At 69.4% G+C, this 17,522-nt stretch carries 19 protein-coding genes and 4 pseudogenes; 10 read left to right on the top strand and 13 right to left on the bottom strand.

All coding sequences use genetic code 11. The features are described from left to right. A partial coding sequence (locus B073_RS42820) for an ALF repeat-containing protein (protein WP_018539365.1) occupies positions 1-812 on the top strand: 812 nt, incomplete at its 5' end. 181 nt (positions 813-993) lie between these two features. On the opposite strand, the gene B073_RS0117400 is transcribed toward B073_RS42820, so the two are convergent. The 6 genes and pseudogenes from B073_RS0117400 to B073_RS0117380 all read right to left on the bottom strand — a co-directional run bounded on the left by B073_RS0117400 (position 994) and on the right by B073_RS0117380 (position 4,800). Continuing rightward, entirely contained in the window at positions 994-1,701 is a 708-nt protein-coding gene (locus B073_RS0117400; protein ID WP_018539364.1) for a carbon-nitrogen hydrolase family protein, read from the bottom strand. 170 nt (positions 1,702-1,871) lie between these two features. Further along, positions 1,872-2,345, bottom strand: a complete 474-nt coding sequence (locus B073_RS0117395) for a GNAT family N-acetyltransferase (RefSeq protein WP_018539363.1) — start codon at positions 2,343-2,345, stop codon at positions 1,872-1,874. Positions 2,346-2,442: 97 nt separating this feature from the next. Next, the gene (locus tag B073_RS47945) at positions 2,443-2,613 is read right to left on the bottom strand and encodes a hypothetical protein (protein WP_018539362.1); all 171 of its coding nucleotides are present in this window, start codon (positions 2,611-2,613) and stop codon (positions 2,443-2,445) included. 378 nt (positions 2,614-2,991) lie between these two features. After that, positions 2,992-3,243: pseudogene (locus B073_RS47940) on the bottom strand (polyprenyl synthetase family protein); the annotation flags it as partial. Positions 3,244-3,438: 195 nt separating this feature from the next. Next, entirely contained in the window at positions 3,439-4,320 is an 882-nt protein-coding gene (locus B073_RS0117385; RefSeq protein WP_026247483.1) for an alpha/beta fold hydrolase, read from the bottom strand. A gap of 270 nt (positions 4,321-4,590) precedes the next feature. Continuing rightward, positions 4,591-4,800, bottom strand: a complete 210-nt coding sequence (locus B073_RS0117380) for a hypothetical protein (RefSeq protein WP_018539360.1) — start codon at positions 4,798-4,800, stop codon at positions 4,591-4,593. A 449-nt stretch (positions 4,801-5,249) separates the two neighbouring features. On the opposite strand from B073_RS0117380, the gene B073_RS0117370 reads away from it, so the two are divergent. Next, positions 5,250-5,732 carry an SAM-dependent methyltransferase gene (locus B073_RS0117370; protein ID WP_051094042.1) on the top strand — a complete coding sequence of 161 codons (483 nt, stop codon included), beginning with the start codon at positions 5,250-5,252 and terminating at the stop codon, positions 5,730-5,732. Between the two features lie 144 nt (positions 5,733-5,876). After that, positions 5,877-6,172, top strand: a pseudogene (locus B073_RS49045) (IS630 family transposase); the annotation flags it as partial. A 36-nt stretch (positions 6,173-6,208) separates the two neighbouring features. On the opposite strand, the gene B073_RS0117360 reads toward B073_RS49045, so the two are convergent. Both B073_RS0117360 and B073_RS40245 read right to left on the bottom strand, forming a co-directional pair. Next, positions 6,209-6,625, bottom strand: a complete 417-nt coding sequence (locus B073_RS0117360) for a hypothetical protein (RefSeq protein ID WP_018539357.1) — start codon at positions 6,623-6,625, stop codon at positions 6,209-6,211. A gap of 266 nt (positions 6,626-6,891) precedes the next feature. Next, positions 6,892-7,125: pseudogene (locus B073_RS40245) on the bottom strand (DUF4267 domain-containing protein); the annotation flags it as partial. Here B073_RS40245 and B073_RS0117350 point away from each other — a divergent pair. The 4 genes from B073_RS0117350 (at position 7,055) to B073_RS0117335 (ending at position 11,480) form a co-directional block, all read left to right on the top strand. Further along, positions 7,055-7,534: a TetR-like C-terminal domain-containing protein gene (locus B073_RS0117350; RefSeq protein ID WP_018539355.1), complete on the top strand. Its 480-nt coding sequence runs from the start codon at positions 7,055-7,057 to the stop codon at positions 7,532-7,534. The pseudogene B073_RS40245 and the gene B073_RS0117350 overlap by 71 nt on opposite strands. 764 nt (positions 7,535-8,298) lie before the next feature. After that, the gene (locus B073_RS0117345) at positions 8,299-9,387 is read left to right on the top strand and encodes an HBL/NHE enterotoxin family protein (protein WP_018539354.1); all 1,089 of its coding nucleotides are present in this window, start codon (positions 8,299-8,301) and stop codon (positions 9,385-9,387) included. A gap of 3 nt (positions 9,388-9,390) precedes the next feature. Continuing rightward, positions 9,391-10,299 (top strand): HBL/NHE enterotoxin family protein, encoded by a 909-nt coding sequence (locus B073_RS0117340; RefSeq protein WP_018539353.1) that lies wholly within the window; start codon positions 9,391-9,393, stop codon positions 10,297-10,299. After that, the gene (locus B073_RS0117335; protein ID WP_018539352.1) at positions 10,296-11,480 is read left to right on the top strand and encodes an HBL/NHE enterotoxin family protein; all 1,185 of its coding nucleotides are present in this window, start codon (positions 10,296-10,298) and stop codon (positions 11,478-11,480) included. The genes B073_RS0117340 and B073_RS0117335 overlap by 4 nt, the downstream gene beginning before the upstream one ends. Before the next feature lie 246 nt (positions 11,481-11,726). Here B073_RS0117335 and B073_RS0117330 read toward each other — a convergent pair whose 3' ends face one another. From B073_RS0117330 to B073_RS47935, 5 genes are all read right to left on the bottom strand, one after another. Further along, positions 11,727-12,386: an NADPH-dependent FMN reductase gene (locus tag B073_RS0117330; RefSeq protein WP_018539351.1), complete on the bottom strand. Its 660-nt coding sequence runs from the start codon at positions 12,384-12,386 to the stop codon at positions 11,727-11,729. A 268-nt stretch (positions 12,387-12,654) separates the two neighbouring features. Further along, positions 12,655-12,969: a hypothetical protein gene (locus B073_RS0117325; protein ID WP_018539350.1), complete on the bottom strand. Its 315-nt coding sequence runs from the start codon at positions 12,967-12,969 to the stop codon at positions 12,655-12,657. A 100-nt stretch (positions 12,970-13,069) separates the two neighbouring features. Continuing rightward, a complete protein-coding gene (locus B073_RS46445; protein ID WP_158690146.1) occupies positions 13,070-13,240 on the bottom strand; it encodes a hypothetical protein in 171 nt (56 codons plus the stop codon). Between the two features lie 258 nt (positions 13,241-13,498). Next, entirely contained in the window at positions 13,499-13,681 is a 183-nt protein-coding gene (locus tag B073_RS0117320; RefSeq protein WP_018539349.1) for a winged helix-turn-helix domain-containing protein, read from the bottom strand. 14 nt (positions 13,682-13,695) lie between these two features. After that, positions 13,696-13,869, bottom strand: a complete 174-nt coding sequence (locus B073_RS47935) for a response regulator (protein ID WP_018539348.1) — start codon at positions 13,867-13,869, stop codon at positions 13,696-13,698. 93 nt (positions 13,870-13,962) lie between these two features. Between B073_RS47935 and B073_RS0117310 the strand changes: the two genes are divergently transcribed. The 3 genes and pseudogenes from B073_RS0117310 to B073_RS44120 form a co-directional block, all read left to right on the top strand. After that, on the top strand, positions 13,963-14,454 hold the full coding sequence (locus tag B073_RS0117310) for a hypothetical protein (RefSeq protein ID WP_018539347.1): 492 nt from the start codon (positions 13,963-13,965) through the stop codon (positions 14,452-14,454). Beyond that, positions 14,451-17,327 carry a M48 family metalloprotease gene (locus B073_RS0117305; protein ID WP_018539346.1) on the top strand — a complete coding sequence of 959 codons (2,877 nt, stop codon included), beginning with the start codon at positions 14,451-14,453 and terminating at the stop codon, positions 17,325-17,327. The genes B073_RS0117310 and B073_RS0117305 overlap by 4 nt, the downstream gene beginning before the upstream one ends. A gap of 45 nt (positions 17,328-17,372) precedes the next feature. Next, positions 17,373-17,505 (top strand): annotated as a pseudogene (locus tag B073_RS44120) (IS5/IS1182 family transposase); the annotation flags it as partial. Positions 17,506-17,522: the final 17 nt, after the last annotated feature.

The following is a 17,522-nucleotide window of genomic DNA, read 5'->3' as shown; positions in this document are numbered from 1 at the left end:
GTATTTCGTCTGTCGTCGCGGCTGCCGCGATAGCGCCTGCCGTCCTGTTCGCCTCTCCGGCGGTCGCCGCTGAAACCGCCACGTCGCCGGCCAGCTCCACCCCTGACACGGCACCCGACGTCAAGCCGGACACCCAGGGGAACGCGAAGGCCGACGAGAACAACCGCTTCGCCATCTTCAAGATCCTTTCCGACAAGAACTCCGGCCGTGGCGTGCGGGAAGCCGCCGAGGCGGCACTCAACGGCACTCCCGAGGACCGGGTTCGCTTCCTTGAGGTCGGCCGGCAGAAGGCCCAGGACGACGACGACCGGGTGCGGACCTTGCGGATCCTCCACAACGGCGGCCCCAAGGTGAAGGAAGCTGCCAGCAAGGCACTGGACGGCACCATGGAGGACATCCGCCACTTCCTGGAGGTCGGCCAGTACGAGGCCCGCGCCAAGGACAAGGCCGACGCGGAGCGGTTCGCCGAGCAAGCGGCCAAGGACGTAGCCAAGGAAGCGGCCAAGGACGCAGCCAAGAACAAGCCCGCGCCCAACGCCGAAGGCAACCACGGCGAGGCGACCAAGCCCGCCACCGGCGAGCAGCTCAAGCACAACGGCGGCGACCGCGGCGCCGACGCCAAGCCGGCCGTCGCCCCTGGCCAGGACACCGCCAAGCCGTCCCAGAACACCGCCAAGGACACCGGCGCCCAACTCGCCGCCTCGGGCGCCGGCCCCACCACCCCGTGGGCGATCGGCGGCACCGCCATCGCCCTCACCACCGGCGCCGGCCTGGTCCTCGCCTCCCGCCGCCGCACCTCCACCGAGAACTGAAGGCGAAAGCCCGCACCTACGCGTCGGCAGCCACGCCTCCGTGGGGCGACCAGCAGAAGATGCACTCGTCCGGGCAGGCCGCGGGTCGCGGGTCGCGGGCAGTGCCTGTGCCGACCGGGGGTGGGTGACTTCGTCGGCGGGACGCTGAGGTCGGATAGGCCGCCCGTTCGCCCCCGGCGGCCTATCCCACCTCGGCGGTGACCACCATGGCCCGGTCGGCATCGGCCTCCGCCAGAAGGGCGCCGCCCGGAGCCCACAGCGCGGAACCGCCGCAGCCGGTCCACGCACCCGCCGGGCCGACATGATTGGCCAGTACGACGTACAGGTTCGCGTCCTTGGCGATGCCCGGATAGACCGTTGCACGTTCCTCGACCCCGCCGCCCGTGCCGTACAGCGAGCTGGCCAGGTGCACCTGGCAGCCGTCGGCAGCGCTGCGGCAGGTGAGTTCGGAGAAGTGGTTGTCGTAACACGTGGCCAAAGCGAAACGCAGTCCGCCGAGCTCGAATCGCCCGTCCCGCTGCCCGGCCGCGAACACGCTCTGCTCCTGCTCGTACAGGTGTTGCTTCCGGTAGGTGGTGATCAGCTCACCGTCGGCTCCGTAGACCAGCGTCTCGATGGCGGGACGCTCTCCGCCCGTGTCGACCGCGCAGTTGACGACGGTGGCGATACCGCTCCCCCGGACAGCGTCCAGGCGCGGATCGTCTGCGTCCACCCACAGGCAGGGATCGGCGCGCAGAGCTTCCAGCTCGTACCCGGTCAGCGCCAGCTCGGGGAAAACCACCAGCTCGGCATCCTGCGCACGGGCCTCGCCGGCGAGGGCGACCATCTGCTGGACGTTGGCGGATATGTCGGCCGGGACGCAGGTGAGCTGGGTAGTAGCGATCTTCATACGGCTGAGCATGCCAGGCAACGCCCAGTCACTCATAGCGCGGTACGGCCGGACAACTGAATGATCGGAGAGACCTGGCCCAGCGCTCGACGCCAGACACTGCGCAGTCGCCTGGCGCTGTGATCGCATGGTTCGCCCCTGCACCGCTACCTGCGCGGGGGCGGCACCGTTCACCGCGCGCGGTTCGGTGTCCAGCGAAGGGTCATGTCCGGCAGGTTCTCCATGTTGTGATCGCCGTCATTGGTGTCGACGACGATGAAACCGCGGCGTTCGTAGAACGCGCGGGCATCGGTGTTCTGCTGAAAGACATGCAGGGACATCCCGTCAGGGCTGTGCCGCCTGGCCTCGTCGAGGAGCAGCGTGCCGATTCCCTGCCGACGGACGTCCGGGCGCAGATAGAGGTGTTCGAGCATGTCGCCGTCAAGGGCCGCATAGCCGATGACCTCCGGATCACGCACTGCGACCCAGGTACGGCACTGCTTGAGCACGACGTCCTCGACCCATCGGGTCACCTGCTCGTGACTGCGCTTCTGCGGAGGCAGATAGGGCATGGTCGCCGACCGAGAGGTCATGTGGATGCGCGCGATCACGGCTGCATCCGCCTGCTCAGCGGAGCGGATCCGGGTCCTGCCGTCCTCACTCATGTCGTGAAGCTACCTGGCCCGCAAGGACTCCATCCAGCAGTTGCGTGACCCGGTGAACGTTGCCAGGCACAGCAGTCGCGCGGCCCTGCACGGGAGGTCACTTGGCGCGCAGCGCGCCCGACAGTGGCAGCTGCTCGAAGAACTCGACGGCTTCGCCCCGCCGCCGCCCTCGCCAGGTGGCGGCGACGGCGGCCGCCTCCTCGGCACCACGGCGGATCTCGGCGAGCAGCTGCCTGTCGACGCCGTGGCTCCGGGCGATGTCCTGCACCCGTTCGACGGTCTGCGGTGGGCAGCCGGGGCCTGGCGAGCTCCAACTCCACGACCGCCCGCTCCGTGCCGCTCGTCGCCGCCAGCAGCGCGGGCGGCCGCGTCCGCGCCTGCTGCGAGCAGACCCAGCTGCAGGGGGGCCAGCACCGAGTACCGGGCGCTCTTGCACTCGGACACGGTGTCCAGCGCCGCACGGTCGGGCACCGGACCGAAGTCGCACTCCAGGTCCAGGAATTGCCCGCGTATCGTGTCCGCGTCTGCCGTCGCCGGTACGGCCGCCATCGCCTGCCGCAGGTCGCGGGGCCACCGGGGCGGTCAGCAGCGTCTGGCCCGACAGGAACGCGGCCAGGTTCCCGGCCAGGACAGCCAGTCCCAACGCCGTCCGCGGACGGTCGGGGAACCGCTCGCGGTAGGCGTAGTACACCGACGGCGCTCCCCGGCGTACCGGGGAGTCGTCGATGATGTCGTCGTGGATCAGCCCGTGCGTCTGCAGCAACTCGAACTGAGCGCGGCCTCGTCCAGCCCGGGCACGGCATCGGGAGCCACCAGCCGCGCCGCCTCGTGGATAGGCAGGTACTGTCCCTCGCGCGAGCGACGTCGGGGCAGCCGGCTGTAGGTCGACTGCTGCCACCGGGGAGCCGGCTCCGGATGCGCGTGCCAGGGAGGCCGACCGCCGGTGGCACGACGACAACCCCCTTCCCCGCTACGCAGAGGACCTGGGACAGGCCCGACGTGCTCGGGGCAGGCACCGCTACCAGAGCAGCCAGTCTTCCCCGGCGCACTCTGCGCTGCGCAGGCAGACCGCGGCCGCTACAGCCGTGCCTGGTCAACCGGTGTGGGTCACCAAGGCATCGATGAGACGGGGCCAGAGTGCGCGCGGGCGGTCGTGGCCCATGTCGGGGACCAGCAGGAGTTCGGCACCAGGCACCAGCTCCGCGGTGCGTTTCCCACCACTGGGGTCGATCAGTGTGTCGTCCAAGCCATGGATCACCAGCGTCGGCACCCGCAGTTCGCGGAGTGCGTCCGCGCGTGAACCGCTGAGGATCATCGCGCCGAGCTGTCGTCCGATCCCCGCGGGGTAGTAGGAGCGGTCGTAGCTTTCGGCGGCCAGCTCACGCAACACCGCGGCGTCGCCGTATCGCTTGGAGGCCCACACCAGTTCCTTCACCGCCGCTGCGACGTACCCCTCGCGGTCCGTGGGCTTCGGACCGAACAGCACCGCCCGGGCCTCCGTGCTGGGCCGGCCGTATTCACTCTCACCGGTCGAGGACATCATCGACGTCAAGGTCAGCACTCGCTCCGGGCAGGAGAGGGCCATCGTCTGGGCGATCATTCCCCCCATCGAGGCGCCGACCACGTGGGCGCGTTCGATACCGAGTGCGGTAAGCAGACCGAGGCCGTCGCCGGCCATGTCCGGAAGCCGGTAGGGAACCATCGCGAGGGCGGCGGGAAGGTCACCCGAGCTGACGGCGGCGATGAACTCCCCCATGTCGACGGGGTGTTCGTCGAACTTGGTGGACAGCCCGCAGTCGCGGTTGTCGTATCGGATCACGTAACGGCCGCGGTCCGCCAGCGCCCGGCAGAAATCCTCGTGCCAGGCAAGCATCTGCGCGCCGAAACCCATCACGAGCAGGACCGGCGGATCCCCGGGGTCGCCGAAACCCTCGTACGCGATGGACACCTCGGCAGACACGTCAACGATCGACATCCACAAAGCCTGCCATGGCCGGCCAGGGACCGCCCCCGGAATTTCCGCACCAGTGGCGTTGGCAGTACGCAGCGATCGACATAGACACCATGGCCATGCCAGGCCCCCCTTCGCCGCACAGACACCATCAGCCGCCGCATACGGCAAAGTCGGCCTCCACGACCACAACCAGGTCTCGAAGGCCGACGTTGCACAGGACCCTTGATTACCCCACGACGGCCGGGGACGGTTCCGGGGCCCGGTGGATGAGCACCGTGCTACAGCTGTACCTCAGCCGTGGATCGGGCCCAGGGGAATGTCGGAGACCGTAAGGCTGACGGACTTCACGGAGCCGCCGGTCAGGATGGGGATGCCGTTGGGGCCCGGGGCGAACGTGGCGGTCAGGCCGTTCAGGGAGCCACTGACGGAGAGACCACCCGCGACGCTGTCGAGGTCGTCGTCGGCTATCTCACGGGTCTCAATGCGGGACGTGTTGCTCATGCTGCTGAGCGTCCTTCCTCTGTAGTGGTGGGTCGCACTGCATGGCGCACTGCAGCACGACCCCTCGGACGGCGTTGACGCTAACCACGGCCGATCAAATGCCAGTGAAATCGCTGGTCAAGTGCGGCGACCTTTGCGAGAGTGCGTCGACGACGGCAACGCCCAATCCCAGCTGAACCACCCCGCTGGGGACTCCCGGCCCAATGCCCCTGTGCGCCGTCCCGCCGACTGGCACACTGGCGAGTGCCGGGACACCATCGGCGCCATCGGTGCGGTCTACGGATCCGCCGCCGATCACCATGAGGTGAGGGCACTTCTGGAACAGCTCCGCGAGCGACTGGACCACTTCTGGCTCCGTAGCCCGGGACCGTATACCGACGTACCGCGGCGACCAATACGGTGGCCCAACTCCAGTGAATTCACCACCCTTTGGACGAAAGGCACGACGCATGCCCTCGAACAGCACTCCTGCCGAGGTGGTTTCCGTGCCGGTGGGCCGGGTGGTCGGCGGGCGCGCGGAGGTACGTGACGACAACTGGGGCGGGGAGAGGGCGATCATCCGCCTGGACGCCGGCCGGTTCGGCCCCGACGCGGTGGCGGGCCTGGACACCTTCTCCCACCTGGAAGTCGTCTACCACTTCGACCGCGTCCCCACCGACAAGATCCAGACCGGGGCCCGGCACCCACGCGGCAACACCGACTGGCCCCTGGTCGGCATCTTCGCCCAGCGCGGCAAGAACCGCCCCAACCGGCTCGGCGTCTCCCGCTGCCGCCTGATCAAGGCCGACGGCCTCGACCTGCACGTGCAGGGCCTGGACGCCGTCGACGGCACCCCCGTCCTCGACATCAAGCCCTACCTGGCCGAGTTCGGCCCCCAGGGCCACACCACCCAACCCGACTGGGCCACCGACATCATGCGCCACTACTACTGACCGGTGCCTCTGGTCCGGGGCAGCCGCCGGCCGCCCCGGAAGATGACGGCCCGCATGTGGTGCGGCCTCGTCGACGGAGGTGAGTGCGAGCGATGGCTGCCGTGCCTGGGCGCCGCCCTGGCATCGAGGCAGTGCGCCTGCCGGCCAGTGAAGATGGCCAGGGCGAAGATCGCCAAGTCCGGGCCGACTGAGCACAGCCTGCCGTTTTCAACCTGGAGCCTGGCCAAGCTGGCGGACGTCCTGGTCGCCGAGGGGGTGGTCGACGACATCAGCCACGAGGGCCTTCGGGCCCTGCTCCGCGAGGAGTGCGCCTCGTTTCCACGCATAAAGACCTTCAAGACCTCCCGCGACCCGGCTACGCCGCCAAGGGGGCCCGCGTCGAGCGCCTCTACGCAATCGCCGACAGCGAGGTCATACCCGACGATGGTGCATCCGAAGTGGCTTCTTCCTCTGGTCCGCCGGTGATCCAATGGGGACTACGATCTGGCGATCTCTTGCCGGAGCTGGTGGGTGAAACGGCGCAGGAGGTCCAACGTCTCTTGGTGATCGGCCTTGCGATCGTCCCGGCCGTCGGTGGGCCGGGTGCTCCAGACCCGACGCGCGAGAGCATCGGCGAGATCGACGGTGTCGCCGGCGCAGAGTAGGTAGAGGGCTGAGCGTGCTTCTTGCATCCGGTTCGCCAACTCGTTGGCTCCGGGACCGTCGTCACTCAGCTGTGTTTCCTTCAGGTAGTCCATTAGCTGAACTACGGCCGTGTCGAAGCCGATCCCGGCTTTGAGTTTCTGTTCGCGGAGCCACATGCGGTCCTGTCGGCGCGCGGTGAACCAGGAACCGAACACGGCCCCTATGAGGCCGATAGCGGCCCCGATGGCCACGGACAGGATGTTCTCCACGGTTAGCTCCCCCGACGTACAGCGACGCCAGGTTACAGAGGCCGTCGGAGGCGCCGCACTCGATGAGCGTGCTCACACGCCAAGGGTTCGGTGTTCCGAACGAAACAGCCCAGGTGAGGCCATAGCAGCGGCGTCCATGGTCTCCGGGCGTCGACGCCCGGGTACGCCGCCGCAGCCGCCTCCCCGCGCCGACCGATCAGCCCCATCTGACCCGCGCATGCGCCCGCTACGCCGGGCGCTCCCTGTCGGCGTTCTCCCGGTCCTGGCTACCGGACGGCGACGGGCTTCGGTGCGGGCGTTGCCGGAGCGGCCGCGACTTTGCGGGTCTCGCGCATTATCAGCAGGCCGTTGACCACCATCAGTGTCGCGGTCAGGCCGTGAACGCCGAGCGCGGTGGCCACGAAGCCGTGGTGGGCCAGCACGGTGGCCATGTCGCCGTACGCGGCGAGGGCCTCCACCAGCAGCGCCCAGCCCAGCGCCCGGCGGCGGCCCGGCGGCAAGCGCGAGATCATCGGCGCCGTCGCCCTCCAGGGCGCCACCGAGCTGGCCGTGGCGGTACGAGCTGCGACCGCCGCCGCGGACGGGCCGCGTGCCCGGGTCACCGCCCTCGCCCGCGGCTACCTCGACTTCGCCGAGCGCAACCCGGCGGTCTACGACGCCCTGTTCCAGCTCGACGGCGGCCTGGCATACGCACAGGAGGACACCCCGGAGCCGCTCAAGGATGCCTTCGCCGCCCTGCTGGAGAGCCTGGGCGAGGTCGCCAGGGACGGCGTCGACCAGGGGATGTTCACCGAGGTGTTCTGGGCGTGCCTGCACGGCCTGGCGACCCTGACCCGGGCGGGACGGCTGCCGCCGGAGGACACCGAGCGGAGAGTGCAACTGCTGGTGGACCGGCTCGCCGTGGTCTGACACACCGGCGATCTGCGGCTGCGCCGTGCGGACACCCGCCCCCGCTCACGCCCGGACAGCGGAGCAACTTCCTGGCAATTCCCCGCAGTTGACCCCGATCGCGGACGCAGCCGCGTCCCACGCCGAGTGACAGCGCCCGAGAGCATTTCTCCGCGTACGGCCATGGGTTCTCCACCGGCGGTCCCCGCCGGCGGCCGCGCGGGCCCCCGGGCGTGGAGTACCGATCGCGTTCGGCGGTCGCGGTGGCGCCGGCCTGCACGGGTGAGGCTGCCCCGTCCGGTCCCGGTGCCGGGGCAGCGGTCGCCTCGGGCCGACGGGCCCCGCGGACGTGTCCGGGCAACCTGGCGGCGCGGGCCGCCTCCGCAGTCCGCTCCGGAATCGGCGGCAGAACCCTGGGGCCGCATCGACACCCCATATCACTCTCGCGGCAGCGACAAGCCGCGGCCGCGGGAAAGCATCATTTCTCGGCCATACAACCCCGCGTCGGAAATCGGCCAGCAGGTTCGCGTTTCCGAGCCCCGAATCCCCGAGCCTCCGTGGCGTACGTCACACCAGCTCGATTGGATCAAGGTCCGAGTTGTCTGCCATATTGATGCCGCGCGCCGGTGATCAACCCGGCACGCTCAGTATTGGGGCATCCCATCCGTGCCATGCGCCGGCACCCCTTGTCGGCAGAGCCGTACCGATTCCGGATGCCGCCTTGCCCATCCACACACCTTCACGTCATTTCCTGCGGAAATCCCGCGCGGAATGGAGGACTTCGTATGTTATTTTTCCTCGCCGACAGCAAGCAGCAGGCGTTCGGCACCAACGGGAAGCTGCAGCAGCACGCGCAGAACACCGGGGCCCACCGGGCTCTGGTCGACACCTACGCCACCAACGTGCTGGAACAGCCCGCGGTGAAGCTCGACAAGCTCACCGACGCCGAGAAGTACCAAACCGCGGCCAAGGCGCATGCCACGTCGTGGCGTGACTCGGTGTCCGGGCTGCTCATCGGCGCCAACACCGACCTGATGAGCTTCAGCAACTCCTTCACCAGCTTCTACAACCCGCTCATGAACATGGCCCAGAACATCGCGACGGACGACAACCGGGCGCAGTTCGTCAAGGGCCTGCAGATCCTGGTCTCGCAGATCGAGGACAAGCGGACGAAGGCGGACGGCGCGCTGGATGCGCTCAAGTCCTTCCGCAACGATGTGGCCGACGACCACGGACACTTCCTGGAGCTCGCGGCCAAGTCCAAGTCGCTCTACGAGGGCGACAAGGGAATCATCAGCCAGCTGGAGAACCGTCAGGACGCGATCAGGCAGGCCATGTCCACGGACCTGTCGATCATTGCGGGCGGGGCGGCCTTGACCGTCGTCGGCGGACTCGCCATCGCCGTGGGCCTGCTGGCGGAAATACCCAGTGGCGGCGCGTCGACCGCCATCGTGCTCGGCGGTCTCGCCGCGGTGGGCGGCGGCACGGTGGCAATGGGTGTGGCGGGCGCGGACTTCACCTCGAAGAAGTCCGAGCTGGCGAAGAACATCACCGATCTGGCCAACATCAAGTCGGAGATCGGCCTTCTTTCCGGTGTCGAGCTGCAATTCAACAATCTCGCATTGGCCAATGAAAAGGCGGAGCAGAGCCTCAAGTCGATGGCCGACACGTGGACTCTTCTCCACACGCAGTTCAACGGCGTCATCACGAAGCTGCACGACGACGTGAACCCCGACGACGGGCCCTTCCTCGCCTACGAACTCGATTCCGCGAAGAAGGACTGGGAGTCGGTGCACGACACCGCCCAGCTGATCAACAACCAGCTGAGCACACTCCCCGTCGACAAGAGCGGCCTCGTCACGAAGGCGGCCTGACCCATGACCGCGACGGTTCTCTCGGCTGTCGACCAGGCAGCCCAGAACGTACGTGATGGCCAGGTGGGCGACGCCTCGGCGGTCCCGGGGCTCCAGGAGCATGTGGACGCGGCCAAGTCGCACGCGGCGACGTGGCTCGACAAGACGCGGACCAGCGTCAGGGAGCCGCTGTCCCTGACCCGGTCGCTCGTGTCCTACTACCTCGGCACCGCCGCGGGGCGCCTGGCGGAACTGACTCCGCAGGCGGAAGCCGGCGACCAGGCGGCCAAGGACGAGTTCGTCACCCATCTTCAGCGCGTCAAGGGCGACCTGGACATCTTCCAGCAGCGCGTGACGGCGAACACGGCCGAGGTCAACGAACTCAACCGGGCCTTCACCGCCGACGCCTCCCGCTTCGCCGAGGACCTGAACACCATCGCGGCAGTGATCGCCACCGACCAGCGGATGGCCGAAGAACTCCGGGGCCAGGCACAGGCACTGCGCGACAAGATCGCCGAAGCCCGTAGGTGGGAGAACGTCGGCTGGATCCTCGGCCCCCTCGGCTACGGCATCGCCCGCATCTGGGGCGACAACATCGCCGACATCGACGGCCTTGAGCGACGCATCGCCGAGCTGGAGCGGGAAAGCGGCGGCAAGGACCAACAGGCCGCCGCCGTATCCGCGCTGACCGGCCGACTGACGGCGCTGTCGCACTCGGTCTCCCTGGCGGTGAACGCGATGACCACACTCGGCAACTCCCTGAACGTGACCTCCGGCCACATGGCCAACGCCATCGCCTCCGTCAGCGGAACGTCCCCGTCGTACAAGGGGTTCGTGACCGCGTTGCTCGACACGGTCGCCGCCAACTTCCGGGACCTCGGCAGCCAGCTCGACACGCTGCTGGGTGCCTCAAGAGAGAGGAACGACGTATGACGACCCCAGCCCCTGTTGCGCCTTCGCCCACGAACGGGCTGGGTTCGGCTGCCACCGAGGCACTCTTCACCGCCTACCAGCTGACCACGGCCGCGGCGATCGCGGTGACCGAACAGCCCTCCCTCTCCCTGGAGTTGGTGCCGACCGTGGCCCAGACCCAGGACCTGGCGAGAAGCCACGCCGTCAAGTGGGGCGGCGCCTATCAGACGGCGCTGCTCCAGCCGCTCACCGACGTCCAGGGCTACACCGGGACGTTCATCTCGTTCACGCCGCACATGGACGGCCTCGCGCGGCGGGCGGGTGACGGCGATGCCACCGCGCAGGCCGAACTCCGCCAGGGTTTGACGATCCTGCGCCGCCTGGCGTCGCAGAACCAGGCCGGTGTGACCACGGCCAAGGGCGAGATCGAGCAGTTCAAGCAGTTGGTCGACGACGATCGCGTCCGTTTCGGCAGCGACGGGAAAACCCTGGAAAAGCGGTACACCGGCCCTGGCGGGGAAATCGCCGAGATCGAGAAGAACCTCGCCGCACTGGACAGCGAGCTGCGCGAGACGAACCAGGCCATCGCCCTGGGCGCGGCCAAGGCCGTTCCCGGAGCGCTCGTACTGGGAATCCAGCTGGCGCTGGCCGCGGAGGACATCGTCGGCACCGGCAAGGCCGTCATCCAGACGGGCATCACCCTCGCCCGCTCCACCGCGGCCTGGGACACCGAGGCCATCGCGGAGAGCGCCGTGAAGTTCTACGGCGAGGCGAAGAAGGTCCCCGGCATCTACCAGGGCGTGAAGAAGTCCGTCGAGTCACCGGTCCTCTTCGAGAGCGTCACCAAGGCCGTCGAAGAGGCCCACGCGGCCATGGACCGCTCCGCCACCGGCATCGCGCAATACCGGACCGAACTGACGAAGCTCACCGCCGACCGCCTGCAAGTTGGGGTGTTCGCGACCCTCAAGGGTCATGTCGAGCGCCTGGCCGCACACGTCGACCAGGCCATTGCCGCCCTGGACTCGACGGCGCAGATGTGGCGGCAGGAGAACGACCGCATCGCGTACTGGGACGCCCTGGCTCAGGGCTCGTCCGCCGGACAGCTGGAGAACGAGCTGAACGGCGCGGCGGCCCGCTGGCTCCTCGATGCAGAGGCCGTGCGCCGGTACCAGCGTTCGCTGACCGACCTGCCACGCTCGTAGGGCAGCCGGACATCAACGAGGGGCACCCCGGGAACGGGGTGCCCCGTGTGCCGGCGGCTCGCTCGCTCCGCCGCGTTTGTCGCCAAGTGGCTCACTTGGTAGGGAAGTTAGGGTCTCGCCACGACCTACTGGCGGACGTCCCTACCGCCAGTGGGGGCAGCCGGTGGCGGCCGCCCTGAAGAACTGGCAGGCATGGCCAGCCACCGCGGCCGCCCTTCCGATGCCTCACCGTCAAATGCGCAGGCGTCAGTCCTGCGCCCGGAGGGTCACGGGCGCATCCGTGGCGTCCCCGAGGAACTCGTACCACCGGCGTTGCAAGCACACATAGCGGGTATCGGCCTCAACGAGCTTGAGAAAGTCGGTGACTGTCTCGGTAAGCCGCTTCTGTGCGCTCTCGTGCGCCAGATTCCCGTCCTGCGTGAAGCCCTCGTGCGAGCGCGACAGGCTGAACATGTCGGGATATACGCGGGTCCCCAGATGTTCCAGAGGCACCCGCAATGCCCACAACCCCCGATTTCCGCCCACGAGCGACGGGGAGGCCGACATGAGCAGCGCCTGCTTGTCCTTGAACGGCTGAGGGTGGAAGCGGGACACCCAGTCGATGGCATTCTTGAGTACGCCGGGCACGGAGGCGTTGTACTCGGGGGAGGAGATGACGAACGCGTCGCATTCGTCGATTCGGCGGTGCAGCGCGGCCGCGCCGTCCGGCAGTCCGCGGGCGGCTTCCGCGTCACCGTCGTACAGGGGCATGTCGAATTCGTGCATGCTGACCAGGTCGGCTGTGGCATTGGCCTCGGTGACCAGCCGGGCCGCGAGGGAGGCCAGTCGCGCATTGCTCGATTGCGCCCGCAGCGCGGCGCCGAAGACGAGAACGCGCAGTGGGCGGGGGTGCGAGGCGGTGGGCACGAGCACATCCTTTCCAGGCCAAAGCCACGAGGCCACGGGCACGGGCATAGGAGTGGGCATGGGCATGGGCCGATCAGCTTGAGGACCGACAGTGAGGGTCCACAACGGGCACCTGGCTCACCGGGCACCACCCGCCATGTGGGCCCTCACCGTCTCCGGCGAGGGCCCATGTGGAGATGCTCTTGGATTTCCGAGTCACGACCCGAAATGCCGCTCGTCGGCCTCGAACTTTCGTGGCGGCTGGCCAGCCGGACACCGGAGCCGGCGTCTACTCCTTGCCGCTCTTGCCGCCAACGCCGAAGCTGTTGTCGCAGCCCATTTCCGAGCCCATCTTGGTGCTCTGGGCGCCGGGGGACCCTTCGCCACCGAGCGCGCTGCCCAGCGCGCCGTCGATGATCCCGACCTCGCCGAGCACGTTGACGTTTTCATCGTGCGACCGACACGAGCTTCCCTGTCTGATGTTGAACTCGCTCCCGCCCTTGCCGCCTTGCCTTCCGCCGTCGGCATAGGACGTGCCAGCCCCAAGAAAGGAGACGCTGCCGAGGACGGCCACCACGACGGCAGCCTTCTGAAGCTTACGCATTTCTTCTCCGATTGATTGGAAGAGGCCGATCAGGTAGTGATCGGCCTGGTGTCACGACCTGTCGTACCCGGAGGCGATCTCCTCAACTGCTCTCGGACGCTCAGTCGTCGAGCCCGTCAAGAAGGTGACCAACAACGGGAACGTTGTTGAGAACAGTCTTGATCCGGGGTGACTTACCGCCTGAACCCCCGGCGTGGGCCGGGGCGACAAAGCCGAAGGTGAGCAAGGCAAGCGCGGCGGAGATGGTCAGGATGTGGAAATGGCGCCGCATGGCAGGCCCCTTCTCTCTTCCCATTCACGGGCAGCTTCGCTGTGCGCGCCCCACACGCGCGAAGTCGCGCTGCGGGCGCCCCGAGGCGGAGCGGATTCGATAGAAGGCATTCCTCCGCGTCGGGCGTAGTAACGGCCCATCACCCGAACAGGCCAGCAAAACTTGCGGTTCTCCGCTGAATACCCGTAGTCCGGCCCCGGCGAGGACCGCGGCGTCGCCGCCCGGTCAGATCGAGCAGTCCATGGCCTGGCTGTTCGGCTACCGGTGCACGGTCTGGATGCTCCGCGGCCCGAAGGGCGCGTCGATCTTGCGACGCGGGGTGCTGACGTAGACCTCGATGATCGAGGTGCCGCCGTCGTAGGCGTGGTCCCAGACCTCGTCGAGGATGTCCTGCTCGGCGACCACCTGGCCGCGGCCGCGCGCCAGACAGGCGAGCACCATCAGTTCGCGCGCGGTCAGGGCGATCTCCTGCGCAGCTCCGCACAGATCCGCCAGCCGTGCGCTCCGGGCAGCATCACCTCGAGAATGATCACCTGGTACGGGTGCTGCTGGGCCGGCTGCAGGCCGGTGAGCCCGTCGATGACGTGCTCGACCGTATAGCCCCCACCGCGCAGCCCTCCCGATGCCACAGGTCCGTCACCGTGTCCCCTCGGGGGTATCCCACGCTCCCCCTTTGATGCTGCAATGCAATGAACTGGCCTGCTACGTACGGGGGTTGAACGGTGCTGTATGTGCGCGATCTGGTGCGCGAAGTGGTGGCGGAGCACGCGGCCCACGAGTTACCGCTCGTCGACAGCCTGCGGACGTTGGACGACGACCGGGTCGTCCGCACCCTCGCCGGGGGCGGGCAGAAGCGGGAGCCGCTCGGGTTCGGCTACGCCGAAGTGTCCGCGCTGGTCACTCCGGTTGTCTGGCTCGTCCTCGATCAGGCGGCCCGCCGCACCGTCGACCGCGCCACGGAGGGCCTGCTGGCGCGCGGCCGGGCCGGCGTGCGCAGGCTGCTGCGCCGGGCGCCGGGCGCGCCGAACCGCACGCTGATCGCGCTGGACCCTGTCGAACTGGCGCTGGTCAGAACGCGCATCGTGGAACAAGCCACCGAGCGGGGCGTCGACCGCCGGGAGGCCGAGGCGCTGGCCGACAGCGTCGTGGCGCGGATCGCGACGGCGGCCGCGGCCGACGAGGACCGCCCCGAAACCCCCGGCACCGGCTCATGAAGGCCCGCACCGCGCTCCGGAGCGCGACCGGGACCGGCCCCCGCTTCGCGCTGCTGATGTTCCTCGTCGTGGCGTCGAGCATCCCCACGCTCGACACGCTGCTCCAGGACGTCCCGGTCCTTCTCGGCCTGCGGGACGGCCGGGAGGGCCTGCACGGCCCGTCGGGGTGCGAGTACGCCGCCGGATTCGACCCCGGCAGCAGCGATCTGGAGAACCTCCTGAGGGCCTTGGTCCGGCCGGACGCCCTGCAGAAGTGCATCGGCGACCACACGCTCGTCCCGTACCGCGGCGCCCTCGCCACCCTGGCGCTGCTTGCCCTCGCGGCCGGGCTGTACTGGTGGTTGCCGACGGCTCGCGAGCGGTGGCGCCGGACGGTGCCGCTCGAAACCGTCGACGCCGACGGCACACTGCGGGCCGAGCTCGCCGCGCTGTGCGCCCGCACCGGCGTCCGCGCACGGTTGCGCTTCCGCGTCGACCCGACGCGGACGACCTCCGGCGCCAGCGTCCACGGCCGCTCCGGGAACTACACCGTCACCCTGCACTCCGGTCTGCTCCCCCGGCTCGACACCGACCCCGAGGGCTTCCGCGCCGTCGTCCTGCACGAACTCGCCCATGTGCACCACCGCGACGTGGACTACGCCTACGCCAGTACCGCTCTGTGGCGGGCCTACGTCCTGCTCGCCCTGATCCCGACCTTCGCCGTGACCGGCTGGATCCTCTTCCTGGCGCTGTCCGGCACCAAGTCCCCGTGGTGGCCTGGCGCCGCGGCCATGCTGCTGTCCCCCGTGCTGGTCGGACTGCTGCTGGCTGTGCTGGTGCACCTCGCCCGGGCCGACCTGCTGCGGCGGCGCGAACTGTTCGCCGACCGCCGGGCAGTCATCTGGGGTGCGGATACCGCCAGTTGGCAGCGCCCCGACCCCGTCGGCCCCGTGGCACCGTGGCTACGGCGGCTGACCGCGCTGCTCGGGACCCACCCGCGATGGGAGGAACGCCGGCGCGCGCTCGTCGACGCCGGCCGCCTCCACCGGGTCAGCCCGCTGGCGATGTTCCTCACCGGGATCTCGGCGGCGCTCCTGTACCAGGCCCTGGCGACGCTTCCGGTCCTGTCCCACGGCCCAGGCTCCGTCTGGATCACGGTCGGCGCGGTGACCCCGGTGCTCTGCTTCGCCCTGGGACTGCCGCTCGTGCGGGCCTCGGGCACGGCCGACGGAGACGGGCGGTCCGCCGCGGTGGCGGGCCTCTGGCTCGGCTTCGGCCTGCTGTTGGGCGAGTTCGTGTCCAGCGGTGAGTACCGGATCGACTGGATGCTGCCGCGGCCCCAGTACCTGCTCGCGTTCCTGCCCATCGCGGCCGTGCCCGCGGTGTGGTGGTCCCAGTCCCTGCGCCTGGCACTCGCCCTGCCCCGGTGCGGGCGCCGGGCGGCCACGGTGTGCTGCGCGCTGGTGACCGCGACCGTGCTGTGGGCCGGGCTGCAGTGGTGGCGGACGGGGGGTCGGGCGCTCTCGCTGGGCGCCGTCACCCAAGGCGCGGAACTGGCCGCGTACTACGCCCGGACGGTCCCGGGCGACTGGCACGGCTACGGCCCGGACCTCTCGGCCTTCACCACCGGCCTCGTCCTCCTCACCCCGCTGAGCGACGAGATCCTGGTCGGGGTCGCCGCGCTGCTGATGTGGCTGGTGCCGCTGGCCCTCGCCCTGCTCCGGCGCACGGGCCCGCCGGGCACGGGGCTGCGACTGCGCCGGACGCTCGGCGCCGGCCTCGCCGGGGCCCTGGTGTGCGGGGCCGGCCTGGTCCTGGCCCAACTCATGATGAACCAGTCGCGACCGACGACGAAGGGACCGGCCGGCCCCTTGATCGTCGTCCACGTGTGGTGGGTGACCGTGACGGTCCTGGCGGCCTGCCTGCTGACGGCCGCCGTGGTGGCCGCCCGCGCGCGCCGGCGCTGGCTGCCGCGGGCGCTGATCGCCGCGCAGGTGGTCCAACTGCTCGCCTACGCCGAGGTGTTCCTGCTCTTCTCCGCCGACGGCTGCCTGGGTCCGCTGAACACCGCCTTCGACGTGTGCCGGTGGCGCCCCCGCAACGGCCTGATCATCGACGGCCCGGTCACCTCCCTCACGCTCGTCAACGCCGTCCTCGGATCGGCCTGCGCGGCGTTGGCGGGGGCCGGTCTGGCATGGGCGGTACGCCGGTTCCGCGGCCGGCCGACCGCGGACAACGGCGCAGAACCGGCATCGAGGGCGGCCGGCCGCCCGCCCTCGATACTCCTGAAGGCGGGCACGCTCCTCACGCTCGCCGTACCGGCGGTGGTGCTGGCCGCCGTGACCTTCACCCAGGCAACCGCCCAAGATGACTCTCGCCGGTGGCAGGACGCGGCCGATGCAGCCAGGGAGCAACGCGGGCCCGCCCCGCCGGCGCAGGCACCGCAGACCCGCGCCTGGCAGGCGGCGTCCTGGCTCAACGACGGCGGGACCCGGCATGCACAGCAGATCAACGCCGCCTCGATCGCCCTGGACTCCGAACTCCTCAAGGCCGCCTCGGGGAAGCGCAACGCGGACGGGAAGGTCGCGCTGGACGAGAAAGCGCTCCACCGCCTCTGTGGCGCCCTGAGCCAGCGGGTCGAGGAGGCCCGGGACTATTTCCCCGTCCCGGACCGGAACCTCCAGAAGAACTGGTCGGCCGCGCTGAACCAGGTGCACCACGGGGCCCAGGACTGCCAGGAGGCGACCTTCCCGCCCAAGGGCGCCCCGCACCGGACCGACGCGGAGCGCGAGCGCCTCTTCACCGCATCCCTCAACGAGATCGTCAGCGGAATGCGCACCTTCGGCACCACGGTCCAGGACATCAAGAAGGCCGCCACTTCGCTGACCAAGTAGCTCCCACGGGGCCGCCGGTGGGGGCGAGTTCGGCTAAGGGATGTTCACCGCAAGGTCCGGGCCCGCGTCGATCATGTCTTCGCGCGGATGAAGTCCTGGAAGATCCTTCACGACTGCCGCCCGAAAGCGACGGCGTTCACACCGCCATGCCCGGCTGCACAACCTCGCCCTCACGGGATGCCCCCGCCACATACG

Source organism: Streptomyces sp. MspMP-M5, from assembly GCF_000373585.1.
In the GTDB taxonomy this organism is placed as follows: Bacteria; Actinomycetota; Actinomycetes; order Streptomycetales; family Streptomycetaceae; genus Streptomyces.
The sequence above is the reverse complement of the archived record's forward strand: the minus strand, read 5'-3'. Positions and strand labels throughout refer to the sequence as shown.

What these genes read in the sequence shown, in the direction of transcription:
- B073_RS0117320 (WP_018539349.1), bottom strand. Translation starts at nt 13,681, where the DNA reads ATGGTGCTCGCCTGTCTGGCGCGCGGCCGCGGCCAGGTGGTCGCCGAG.
- B073_RS0117305 (WP_018539346.1), top strand. Translation starts at nt 14,451, where the DNA reads ATGAAGGCCCGCACCGCGCTCCGGAGCGCGACCGGGACCGGCCCCCGC.
- B073_RS0117345 (WP_018539354.1), top strand. Translation starts at nt 8,299, where the DNA reads ATGTTATTTTTCCTCGCCGACAGCAAGCAGCAGGCGTTCGGCACCAAC.
- B073_RS0117380 (WP_018539360.1), bottom strand. Translation starts at nt 4,800, where the DNA reads ATGAGCAACACGTCCCGCATTGAGACCCGTGAGATAGCCGACGACGAC.
- B073_RS0117340 (WP_018539353.1), top strand. Translation starts at nt 9,391, where the DNA reads ATGACCGCGACGGTTCTCTCGGCTGTCGACCAGGCAGCCCAGAACGTA.
- B073_RS0117350 (WP_018539355.1), top strand. Translation starts at nt 7,055, where the DNA reads ATGTCGCCGTACGCGGCGAGGGCCTCCACCAGCAGCGCCCAGCCCAGC.
- B073_RS0117395 (WP_018539363.1), bottom strand. Translation starts at nt 2,345, where the DNA reads ATGAGTGAGGACGGCAGGACCCGGATCCGCTCCGCTGAGCAGGCGGAT.
- B073_RS0117400 (WP_018539364.1), bottom strand. Translation starts at nt 1,701, where the DNA reads ATGAAGATCGCTACTACCCAGCTCACCTGCGTCCCGGCCGACATATCC.
- B073_RS0117335 (WP_018539352.1), top strand. Translation starts at nt 10,296, where the DNA reads ATGACGACCCCAGCCCCTGTTGCGCCTTCGCCCACGAACGGGCTGGGT.
- B073_RS0117385 (WP_026247483.1), bottom strand. Translation starts at nt 4,320, where the DNA reads ATGTCGATCGTTGACGTGTCTGCCGAGGTGTCCATCGCGTACGAGGGT.
- B073_RS46445 (WP_158690146.1), bottom strand. Translation starts at nt 13,240, where the DNA reads ATGCGGCGCCATTTCCACATCCTGACCATCTCCGCCGCGCTTGCCTTG.
- B073_RS0117325 (WP_018539350.1), bottom strand. Translation starts at nt 12,969, where the DNA reads ATGCGTAAGCTTCAGAAGGCTGCCGTCGTGGTGGCCGTCCTCGGCAGC.
- B073_RS0117370 (WP_051094042.1), top strand. Translation starts at nt 5,250, where the DNA reads ATGCCCTCGAACAGCACTCCTGCCGAGGTGGTTTCCGTGCCGGTGGGC.